11 protein-coding genes are annotated in these 10,489 nt (G+C 72.7%); 7 read left to right on the top strand and 4 right to left on the bottom strand.

All coding sequences use genetic code 11. The features are described 5' to 3' along the window. Window positions 1–255 precede the first annotated feature (255 nt). Window positions 256–2,442 (bottom strand): PQQ-binding-like beta-propeller repeat protein, encoded by a 2,187-nt coding sequence (locus ACFUJR_RS32440; RefSeq protein ID WP_383179038.1) that lies wholly within the window; start codon window positions 2,440–2,442, stop codon window positions 256–258. Window positions 2,443–2,596: 154 nt separating this feature from the next. Between ACFUJR_RS32440 and ACFUJR_RS32435 the strand changes: the two genes are divergently transcribed. The 6 genes from ACFUJR_RS32435 to proC all read left to right on the top strand — a co-directional run bounded on the left by ACFUJR_RS32435 (window position 2,597) and on the right by proC (window position 7,250). Then, entirely contained in the window at window positions 2,597–2,908 is a 312-nt protein-coding gene (locus ACFUJR_RS32435) for a hypothetical protein (RefSeq protein ID WP_383179041.1), read from the top strand. 33 nt (window positions 2,909–2,941) lie between these two features. After that, window positions 2,942–3,469, top strand: a complete 528-nt coding sequence (locus tag ACFUJR_RS32430) for a hypothetical protein (protein ID WP_383179043.1) — start codon at window positions 2,942–2,944, stop codon at window positions 3,467–3,469. Window positions 3,470–3,529: 60 nt separating this feature from the next. Beyond that, a complete protein-coding gene (locus tag ACFUJR_RS32425) occupies window positions 3,530–4,693 on the top strand; it encodes an NAD(P)/FAD-dependent oxidoreductase (RefSeq protein WP_383179046.1) in 1,164 nt (387 codons plus the stop codon). Window positions 4,694–4,779: 86 nt separating this feature from the next. Continuing rightward, complete coding sequence (locus ACFUJR_RS32420; protein WP_383179048.1) at window positions 4,780–5,571, top strand: ABC transporter ATP-binding protein; 792 nt, start codon at window positions 4,780–4,782, stop codon at window positions 5,569–5,571. Continuing rightward, window positions 5,568–6,305: an ABC transporter permease gene (locus ACFUJR_RS32415; RefSeq protein WP_383179051.1), complete on the top strand. Its 738-nt coding sequence runs from the start codon at window positions 5,568–5,570 to the stop codon at window positions 6,303–6,305. The genes ACFUJR_RS32420 and ACFUJR_RS32415 overlap by 4 nt, the downstream gene beginning before the upstream one ends. Window positions 6,306–6,440: 135 nt before the next feature. Further along, entirely contained in the window at window positions 6,441–7,250 is an 810-nt protein-coding gene (gene proC / locus ACFUJR_RS32410; protein ID WP_383179054.1) for a pyrroline-5-carboxylate reductase, read from the top strand. Between the two features lie 15 nt (window positions 7,251–7,265). Here proC and ACFUJR_RS32405 read toward each other — a convergent pair whose 3' ends face one another. Next, entirely contained in the window at window positions 7,266–7,856 is a 591-nt protein-coding gene (locus ACFUJR_RS32405) for a cysteine hydrolase family protein (protein WP_383179057.1), read from the bottom strand. Window positions 7,857–7,931: 75 nt separating this feature from the next. On the opposite strand from ACFUJR_RS32405, the gene ACFUJR_RS32400 reads away from it, so the two are divergent. Next, the gene (locus ACFUJR_RS32400) at window positions 7,932–8,933 is read left to right on the top strand and encodes a GlxA family transcriptional regulator (RefSeq protein WP_383179060.1); all 1,002 of its coding nucleotides are present in this window, start codon (window positions 7,932–7,934) and stop codon (window positions 8,931–8,933) included. Here the strand turns inward: ACFUJR_RS32400 and trpS are convergent. Together trpS and ACFUJR_RS32390 are read right to left on the bottom strand one after the other, a co-directional pair. Further along, window positions 8,900–9,898, bottom strand: a complete 999-nt coding sequence (gene trpS, locus ACFUJR_RS32395; RefSeq protein WP_383179063.1) for a tryptophan--tRNA ligase — start codon at window positions 9,896–9,898, stop codon at window positions 8,900–8,902. The two genes, ACFUJR_RS32400 and trpS, sit on opposite strands and share 34 nt — an antisense overlap. A 411-nt stretch (window positions 9,899–10,309) precedes the next feature. Continuing rightward, a partial coding sequence (locus ACFUJR_RS32390) for a hypothetical protein (protein WP_383451007.1) occupies window positions 10,310–10,489 on the bottom strand: 180 nt, incomplete at its 5' end.

Below are 10,489 nucleotides of genomic sequence, written 5' to 3'. Positions count from 1 at the left end.
GGGGGGGGAGGGGGTGGGTGGAATTGGGCGGAAGGGGGCAAGCAGAGGGAAAAAAGGGGGGGGGGGGGGGGGGGGGGGGGGGGCCCCCCCCCCCCCCCGCGTTCGCCGTCTCCACGGCCCGGGAAGTACCGCATCCGGGCACCTACACGCACACCAGCCGCTGGCCCTGGAGCCACCACGGCCGCCCCGCCGTCACTCGGCGACCGGGTGGTCCCATCCGTCCACGGCCGCCCCCCGTCCGCAGCCGCCCCGCCGTCACCAGGCGGCCGGGTCCCGCCCGTCCACGGCGAACACGGATCCGTCGGGCGCGGTACCGAAGACCTTCTCCCCGGCGACGACCGGCGCGGGCACGGTCGTCGTGTACCCCAGCCGACCGTCCCGCAGCCGCGGCGCGGTCTGTCCGAGGAGCGCCCCGCGCCGGGTGTCGACGGCGAGCAACCGCCCGTCGGCCACCGAGAGGTAGAGCCGCTCGCCGGGCCCGAGGACGGGCGCCGAGACGTATCCCGCCGCGGTGTCCAGCTCCCACCGAACGCGCCCGGACGGGCTGGCGGCGGTGTCGACGGCCGTGACGTGGCCGGCCTGGTCGAGCACGTACACGGTGTCGCCGCGCACGGCGAACCGCGCGTCGTAGAGCCGGACCTGCAGCGCCGTACGGCGGACGGAGTGGTCGGCGGGGTCGTAGCGGACCAGTGCGTCGACCTCCATGCCGCGATGGTGCGAGGCCAGGACCAGCGAGCCGTCCTCGGCCTGCCCGATCGGCGAGAGGTGGCCCTCCAGGCGCCGCTGCCAGACCACTTCGCCGGTCGCGGGGCGCAGCGCTGCCACGCGGGTGCGGGTCCCGTCGGCAGAGGACTCGGAGACGGTCACGAGGTCGCTGCTCGCCTCGTACGGACCCAGCTGGGGTGCCGTGAAGCCGGGGATGCCATGGCGCCAGAGCTGCTGTCCGGTGGAGCTGTCGACGGCCCGGATACCGCCCGTCCCGGTGGACAGGACGACGGCCGTCCCGGCGGGTCCGACCCGCTCGGCGACGGCCGGGCCGGTGTGCCAGCCGGGTGCGCCGTCGGTGGCCGCGTAGGTGCGCAGGGGACCGTTCGGAGAGGGGACGGCGACGAGGCCTCCCGGCAGCACGGACGGCGGGGCCGCGACGGGCGGCGTGGACGGGCCGCTGTCGTCGGTGGGGTGCGACCACAGGATCCGCCCGGTCCGCGGGTCGAGCCGGGCGGCGGCCGTGCCCCCGCCCGTGCAGTAGAGGGCGTCCGCGCCATGGGCACAGGTCGGAGCGGAGGGCTCGCCGTCCTTGCGCAGGACGGTCTGCCAGCCGTCGAAGGCGGCGGCCGCCACGGCCGGGTCGGGCCGGGGCGCGGGCTCGTCGCCACCGGCGCGCAGCGCCACGAACGCGCCGCCCGCCGCGAGGACGGCGAGCGTGGCCGCCGCCACGACCGACGACCGCCGTCGCCGACGGGCTCGCGGCGCGAGGACGCGTACGGGTGTGTCCGCGTCCCACGCCGCGGACGCCCCGCCGGCCCCGGATCCCCTGCCCGAGCCGGGCGTGACCGCGAGGTCGTCGGGCAGCGTGAGCGGCCGCCGCTGCGCGGGTATGAACGCCGCGGCCTCGTACGAGGGCGGCAGCAGCGCCGCCATGATCTCGGCCGGAGTCGGGCGCTCCGCCGGCTCCTTGGCCAGACAGCGCGCGACGAGCGGAGCAAGCGCCTCCGGGACGCCCGTCAGATCGGGCTCGTCGTGGACGACCTGGTAGGCGACGATGTACGGACTGTCGGAGTCGAACGGCCCGTGCCCGGTGGCCGCGTGCACCAGTACGGAACCGAGCGCGAAGACGTCCGCCGCCGGGCCGACCTCGCGGGGCCGCTGGAACTGCTCGGGCGCCATGAACGGCGGCGATCCGATCAACTTCCCGGTCTCCGTGTGCAGATCGCTGTCGACCGGCCGGGAGATGCCGAAGTCGATGACCTTCGGCCCGGTGTCGGTGAGCAGGACGTTGCTCGGCTTGAGATCGCGGTGGACGACACCGGCCCGGTGGATGTCGCGCAGGGCCTCGGCGAGCCCGGCCGTCAGCCGGCGCAGTTCGGCGGGGGAGAGCGGCCCGTTCCGCTTCACCTGGTCGGCGAGGGTGGGGCCGGGGACGTAGAGCGTGGCCATCCACGGGCGTTCGGCGTCGGGGTCCGCGTCCACGACGGGTGCGGTGAAGGCTCCGCTGACCCGGCGCGCGGCGGCCACCTCCTGGCGGAAACGGGCCCGGAACTCCGGGTCCTCCGCGTACTGTCCGTGCACCACCTTGACCGCGAGCCGCAGCCCGGAGGCGGAGCTGGCCAGATGGACCACGCCCATGCCGCCCGAGCCGAGGCAGGCCTGGAGGCGGTACTCGCCCGCGTACTCGGGCTCTTCCGCGTCCCGGTCGGCACCGGTCCTGCGCAACGGCGGCATCGCCCACCCCCGTGTGGTCCCCGTCGAGTTTCGCGCGCGTGCGCGACGCACGGAGCCTAGTCGATGGCACCCGGGATGTCGGTGGGGCTTGCTAGCCTGCGCGTCGCAGAGAGTGAATCGCATCGGAGTGCTTTGCTCCACGGGGGAGGACGCCATGGGCGTGGACGAGACGAAGGAAGCGGTGACCGCCGAGCTGGACGCGGTGTCCGTGCTGAGCGGGACGCGGTACCCGATCGCGCCGGGGACGCGCCTCAACGTCCGCTCCGGCCCGGGGACGCAGTACGCGGTGGTACGGATCCTGCCCGCGGGCTCCTGGGTGGCGATCCGCTGCCAGACGCCCGGCCAGACGATCACCGGCCCGTACGGCACGACGAACATCTGGGACAACATCGGGTCCGGGGAGTTCGTCTCCGACGCGTATGTGAAGACGGGCAGTGACGGGTACATCGCGCCGCGCTGCGGCTGACCCTTCCCTCGCCGCCCGGGGATAATCGACCTCGTGAGCGACGAAGACCAGACCGCCGAGCCCCGCAGCACCGAGCCGGGCTCCACCCCCGCCGGACCGCGCCCCGAGGAGATCCGTTTCTTCGGGACGACCTGGGTGGAGCACGACGGGCAGTACGGCCTGCGCCGCGCCGGTGTCGCCCTCGGGGCGCTCGCCGCCGCGGCCGCGGGCTGCTTCGTGCTGCGGTTCGCCTACCAGGGTCTGGAGATCGCCGAGGTCGGCGGCTTCCTGAACCTGCTGGTGGTGCTCATGTTCGCGATCTGCAGCGCCATCGCGTTCCGCAAGACCTGGGAGGGCTTCGTCCGCCGCCCGGCCGACCCGGCCCGTGAGGACGCGCTGCGCAGCCTGAAGATGATCGGCTTCATCGGCTCGCTGCTGGCCTACTTCTTCCGGAGCCTCGTCGAGGCTCCGGGTGAGAAGCTGCACCGCACCGAGTACGAGACGGCCCGCAGCCGGTACGAGAAACGGCGCGGCGCCCGGACGGGCAACCCGGCGGCCCGCAAGAAGCCCAAGCGCAGGTGACGGCGCGGGCGGCGATCGCCGCCCATGTCACATTCGGCGGGGGCCGGCCGTCCCCCTTGCATGAAGACGACACCGAAGCACGCCGGCCCGCACGCCACCGCCACCCGCGTCCTGGTCCTCGGAGCCGGTTACGCCGGTCTCATGGCCGCACTCCGCCTGGCCCCGCACGCTCACGTCACCCTGGTCGACCCGGCCGACCGGTTCACCGAACGCGTACGGCTCCACGAACGCGCCGCCGGCCGCCCCGACGTCGCCCACCCGCTCGCCGGCTTCCTGTGCGGCACGGGGATCGAGCACGTCGCCGCCCGGGCCACCGCCCTCGACCCGGATGCCCGGCTGGTCACGACCGACGACGGCCGCAGCGTGCCGTACGACCGGCTCGTCTACGCCCTCGGCAGCCGCACCGCCCTCCCGGGCGGCGGCACCGGCGACGTCGACGGTGGTTCCTCCGCCGGCGCCCCCGCCACCTACACCGCCGAGACCGCCCCCGAACTCCACAAGCACCTGAAGGACCGCCCCGGCTCCGTCGCCGTCGTCGGCGGCGGGCTCACCGGCATCGAGATGGCCGCCGAACTCGCCGAGACCTACGGTCCCGCCGGCACGCCGGTCCGCCTGCTGACCGCCGACCGCCTCGGCCAGGGCCTCGCGCCCCGGGGCGCCGTCCATGTCCGCTCGGTCCTGCGGGCTCGTGGCGTGCGGATCGAGGAGGGCCACCGGGTCGCCCGCCCCGACGACGTCGACGCCGCCGTCGTCGTCTGGGCCGCCGCCCTGACGCCCAACGCCGAACTCGCCGCCTCCGCCGGGCTCGCCCTCGCCCCCTCCGGCCGAATCGCCGTCGACGCCTCCCTGCGCTCGGTCTCGCACCCCGACATCTACGTCCCCGGAGACGCGGGTGCCGCGACCACTCCCACCGCCGGAGCGCTCCGGATGGCCTGTGCGACCGCTCTTCCGACGGGCGCCCACGCCGCGGTGTCGATCATCCGCGAGCTGCGGGGCGAGCAGCCCGCTCCTCTCGGCTTCGGCTATCTCATCCAGTGCGTCAGCCTCGGTCGCCACGACGGCCTGGTCCAGTTCGTCCGCCCGGACGACTCCCCGCGCGATCGTCTCCTCACCGGCCGGGCCGCCGCCGCCACGAAGGAGCAGGTCGTCCGCTCGACGGTCCGCTTCCTCCGCCTGGCGGCCCGCCGACCGTCGCTGGTCCGCTTCATCCCCGGCGTCGGCTGACCCCTTCCGGACCGCCGCCGAAACGGGGGCACGGGGTCGGGGCACGCCGCTTGACGCTCCGACCCCCCACGAGCATTATTCAACGCATGGTGAATTATTCGGAAGGGGGCACCGCCCCGGCGATCACGGCGCGCGGCCTCACTGTCGTACGAGGCGACCGCACCGTCCTGCGCGACCTCGACTTCGTCGTGCCCCCGGGCCGGATCACCGGCCTCCTCGGCCCCTCCGGCTGCGGCAAGTCCACCCTGATGCGCGCGATCGTCGGCACCCAGGCCAACGTCACCGGCACCCTCGACGTCCTCGGCCGGCCGGCGGGCGACGCCTCCCTGCGCTCCCGCATCGGCTACGTCACCCAGGCGCCGTCCATCTACGACGACCTCACCGTCCGCCAGAACCTCGACTACTTCGCCGCCGTCCTCCTCCCCGGCCGTGCCCACCGCGAAGACCGCCGCTCCGCCGTCGCCCGCGCCGTCGACGACGTCGACCTCGGCAGTCACGCCGACTCGCTCGCCGGCCGCCTCTCCGGCGGCCAGCGCAGCCGCGTCTCCCTCGCCGTCGCCCTCCTCGGCACCCCGGAGGTCCTCGTCCTCGACGAACCCACCGTCGGACTCGACCCCGTCCTCCGCCGTGACCTCTGGAACCTCTTCCACCGCATCGCCGAAGAGCGCGCAGCCGCGATCCTCGTCTCCTCCCACGTCATGGACGAGGCCGAACGCTGCCACCGGCTGCTCCTCATGCGCGAGGGCGAGATCCTCGCCGAGGACACCCCCGAAGCCCTGCGGCGCCGCAACGACACCGCCACCGTCGAAGAGGCCTTCCTCCACCTCGTCGACGCCGCCGACGCCCGCGCGGCCGTACTCCAGGAGCCCCAGGGATGAGCAGCGCCCGCACCCTCGCCACCGCCGCCCGCGTTCTACGCCAACTGCGCCACGACCCGCGCTCGATCGCCCTGATGATCCTCGTCCCGTGCCTGATGCTGTTCCTGCTCCGGTACGTCTTCGACGGCAGCCCGGAGACCTTCGACAACATCGGCGCCTCGCTGCTCGGCATCTTCCCGCTGATCACGATGTTCCTCGTGACCTCGATCGCCACCCTGCGCGAACGCACCTCCGGCACCCTGGAACGCCTGCTCGCCATGCCGCTCGGCAAGGGCGACCTCATCGCCGGCTACGCCCTCGCCTTCGGACTCCTCGCCATCGTCCAGTCCGCCCTCGCCACCGGACTCGCCGTCGGCCTCCTCGGACTCGACGTCATCGGCTCGCCCTGGCTCCTCCTTCTGGTCGCGCTCCTCGACGCGCTCCTCGGCACCGCCCTCGGCCTCTTCGTCTCGGCCTTCGCCGCCTCCGAGTTCCAGGCCGTCCAGTTCATGCCGGCCGTGATCTTCCCCCAGCTGCTCCTCTGCGGCCTCTTCATCGCACGCGACCAGATGCAGCCCGTGCTCGAAGCAATCTCCGACGCGCTGCCCATGCCGTACGCCGTCGACGGCATGAACGAGGTCCTCCGCCACCCCGACATCACCGGCGACTTCATCCGCGACGTCCTCGTCGTCGCCGGCTGCGCCGTGCTCGTCCTCGCCCTCGGCGCGGCCACCCTCCGCCGCCGCACCGCCTGACGCGCCGGGGGCGTACCGCCCCTCGGACGCACCCACCGCCCCCACGCGCACGATGGGAGGATGTCCCTAGCGTGTGGACGAACCGTCCCCACGGATGGACACGGCACATGCCCTTCCGGCGAGGTGAACAGAGCCATGACCCAGACCGTCGCAGTCCTCGGCACCGGCAAGATCGGTGAAGCGCTCCTCAGCGGCATGATCCGGGCCGGCTGGCGCCCCGCCAACCTCGTGGTCACCGCGCGCCGCACCGAGCGCGCCGAAGAGCTGCGCGCCCGCTACGGCGTCGAGGCCGTCACCAACGCCGAGGCCGCCAAGCGCGCCGACACCCTCATCCTTGCCGTGAAGCCGCAGGACATGGGCCGCCTCCTCGACGAGCTGGCCCCCCACGTCGCCGCCGACCGACTCGTCATCAGCGCCGCCGCCGGCATCCCCACCTCCTTCATCGAGGACCGGCTCACCGCCGGCACCCCCGTCGTCCGCGTCATGCCCAACACCCCCGTCCTCGTCGACGAAGGCATGTCCGTCATCTCCGGCGGCAGCCACGCCACCCCCGACCACCTCGTCCACGCCGAGGAGATCTTCGGCGGCGTCGGCAAGACCCTCCGCGTCCCGGAGTCCCAGCAGGACGCCGCCACCGCCCTCTCCGGCTCCGGCCCCGCCTACTTCTACTTCCTCGTCGAGGCCATGACCGACGCCGGCATCCTCCTCGGCCTCCCCCGCGCCCAGGCCCACGACCTGATCGTCCAGGCCGCCATCGGCGCCGCCGTGATGCTCCGCGACAGCGGCGAGCACCCGGTCAAGCTCCGCGAGGCCGTCACCTCCCCGGCCGGCACCACCATCAGCGCCATCCGCGAGCTGGAGAACCACGGCGTACGGGCCGCACTCATCGCCGCCCTGGAAGCCGCCCGCGACCGCAGCCGCGAGCTCGCCTCCGGCAACGGCTGACCGCCCGCGGCCCGCCTACTCGGCCGCAGCACCCTCCAGCACGTCCCCCGTCGACACGACCCGGGCGAACCGCCCGCCCTGCAGCGACACCGCCGTCGCCCGGGTCAGCTCCTCGGCCGTCGCCGCCCATCCGAACGGTCCCTCCAGGTCGAACGTGTGCATCGCGTCCAGCGGGAACACCACGTCGTAGCCGAGATTGCCGCCCATCCGCGCCGTCGTCTCGTTGCACATGTTCGTCTGGATACCGACGATCACGATCTGCGCGACGCCTTCCCCCTTCAGCCACACGTCCAGCGACGGCTCCCCGTAGAACGCCGAGTTCACGCTCTTCGTCACCAGCAGCTCCGGCCCGTTCCCCTTCCCCCTCCGCTCCTCGACGAAGTCCTTGAAGTCGTTCCCTCCGTGTCCGACCCGCAGGGGCGACCGCGACTCGGCCGGCGAGTCATGCCGTACGAACACGACCGGCCGCCCCGTCCGCTGCCACAGGTCGATCAGCGCCGCGATGTTCCTCTCGGCGGCGGGATTGTTCCGCTGTCCCCAGTACTGCTCCTCGAACCCCTTCTGTACGTCGACGACAACCAGCGCTGCGTTCTCCGCGATCTCCATGCCTCCGATGCTGCCGCCCCCGGGCCACCTCACCCAGAGGGGGGAAAGTCAGCGATCGATGGTTTACTGCCACTCATGCCGACAGCCCCCGTGGAGCCCCGACGCATCGCCCTGATGGCCTTCCCCGGCATCCGCGCCTTCGACGTCTCGGTCATCACCGAGGTCTGGGGCGGCGAGCGCCACCTCCGCGGCGTCCCTCCCTTCGACCTCCGCCGCGTCGCCGCCGACCCGGCCACCCCCCTCTCCCTCCGCGGCGGCCTCACCCTCACCCCCGACCGTCCCCTCTCCTGGCTCGCCCGGGCCGACCTCGTCCTCGTCCCCGGCATCGAGAACCCCGACGCCGAGACCCCGGCCCCCCTGCTCGAAGCCCTCCGCCAGGCCCACGCCGCCGGAACCCCCGTCGCCTCCCTCTGCGCGGGCGCCTTCGTCCTCGCCCAGGCGGGACTGCTGGACGGCCGACGCGCGGTCACCCACTGGCATCTCGCCCCGACCCTCGCCGCCCGGCACCCCCGGATCAAGGTCGAACCCGACGCCCTCTTCGTCGAGGACTCCGGCATCTGGACCTCGGCCGGCACCGCCGCCGGCATCGACCTCTGCCTCCACCTCGTCCGCATCGCCCACGGTGCCGAAGCCGCCGCGACGATCGCCCGCTCGATGGTCACGGCCCCCTTCCGCACCGGCACCCAGGCCCAGTTCATCGAACGCCCCACACCCCGAGCCGACCGCGACGCCGACGCCCTGGCCGCCGTCCGCTCCTACGCCCTCGCCCACCTCGACGAACCGCACACCGTCGCCGGCCTGGCCGCCCGCGCCGGTATGTCCCCACGCACGTTCGCCCGCCACTTCCACGCCACCACCGGCACCACCCCCCTGCACTGGCTCATCACCCAGCGCGTAGCCGCCGCCCAGAGACTCCTCGAACTCACCGACCACCCCCTCCCCGAAGTCGCCCGCCGGGCGGGATTCGGCAGCGAGGTCACGATGCGCCAGCACTTCGCCTCGCACCTCGCCACCAACCCACGCGACTACCGCAACGCCTTCCGTCACACGGCAGGCATCAACCCGACCGCCCGATAGGCCCGGTCCACCAACGGCCGCGCCATCCCCCGCGCCCGCTCGGCCCCGTCCCGTAGCACCTGCTCCACATACCCCGGATCGGCCGCCAGCTCCGCGTGCCGCTCCCGCACCGGCCGCAGCAGCTCGACCACCGCGTCCGCCGTGTCCCGCTTCAGGGATCCGTACGACTCATATGCACCGGCCAGGGCTTCCGGGTTCCCGCCCGTCGAAGCGGCCAGCAGATCGAGCAGATTCGCGACCCCCGGCCGGCCCGCCCGGTCGTAGGCGACATCCCGCCCGCTGTCCGTCACCGCCCGCATGATCTTCCGGCGTACGGTCGCCTCGTCGTCCAGCAGATAGACGATCCCGGCCGCGTTCTCGTGCGACTTCCCCATCTTCGAACCCGGGTCCTGCAGATCCATGACCCGAGCCGCCACCGCGGTATGTGTCGCCCTCGGCACCGTGAACACATGTCCGTACCGCTGGTTGAACCGGACGGCCAGATCCCGGGTCAGCTCCACATGCTGTGTCTGGTCATCCCCGACCGGCACCTCGTCGGTCTCGTAGGCCAGGATGTCCGCCGCCATCAGCACCGGATACGTCAGCAGCGACAGCCTGACCCCCTGCCCGGCCGCCAGCGCCCGCGCGCCCTTCTCCTTGTACTGGATCATCCGTCGCAGCTCGCCGTCGGTGGCCGTGCACTCCAGCAGGTACGACAGCCGGGTGTGCTCGTCCACATGGCTCTGGACGAAGAGCGTGCAGAGCTTGGGGTCGAGGCCGGCGGCCAGCAACAGCGTGGCCGCCTGCCGGCTCAGCCGCAGCACGCGAGCCGGGTCGTGGTCGACGGTCAGCGCGTGCAGATCCACGACGCTGAAGAGCGAGTCCGACCGGTGCTGGTCCTCCTCGACCCACCGCCGTACGGCCCCGAGGTAGTTGCCCAGGGTCAGGTGCCCGGTGGGCTTGATCCCGCTGAAGATCCGCTTCATCGCGTTCGTTCTCCCTCTCTCCTGTGCGCCGACCTGTCGGCCGCACACCCGGGAGGGGGATACGCGAACGGCCGCCGAGTCGGCGGCCGTTGAGTGCATGCGTCAGTAGGGCCGCCCTGTCAGGCGGCCCACCACTGAGTCGTGTGCGCATGCGTGGTCATACGGAGAGGCTACGGGAGAGGACGGGGGTTGACACGGGATTCCCCGATACGTAGTGTTCTCCGAGTTGTCCGACGTGAGCACCGACTCCGGTCGGCCCCGGACAGCCATTCCGCAAGATCCACTACCAGCTGATGGTCCGTTCGTCGTGCCGTCACGCTTTCCGTGCGTTTTTGCGAAATGAGGAATCCGTGTTCGAAGGTTTGAACGCGAGCCCCGATTAGCGTCGAGGGCACGGAATCCGCTAAAGTCTCACTCGTCGGAACGGCCCAACAGCCGTGAAGACAAACCCCGCTGACTGGGAATCAGGCCCGAAAGGATCTGATAGAGTCGGAACCGCCGGAAAGGGAAACGCGAAAGCGAAGAACGGCCCGGCAGCCCGCTCCAGCGGGTGGCGGAAACGGAAAACGGATCTGCTAAGCTGGAAACACG

Source organism: Streptomyces sp. NPDC057271 (assembly GCF_042668715.1).
Classification (GTDB): domain Bacteria; phylum Actinomycetota; class Actinomycetes; order Streptomycetales; family Streptomycetaceae; genus Streptomyces.
The sequence above is the reverse complement of the archived record's forward strand: the minus strand, read 5'-3'. Positions and strand labels throughout refer to the sequence as shown.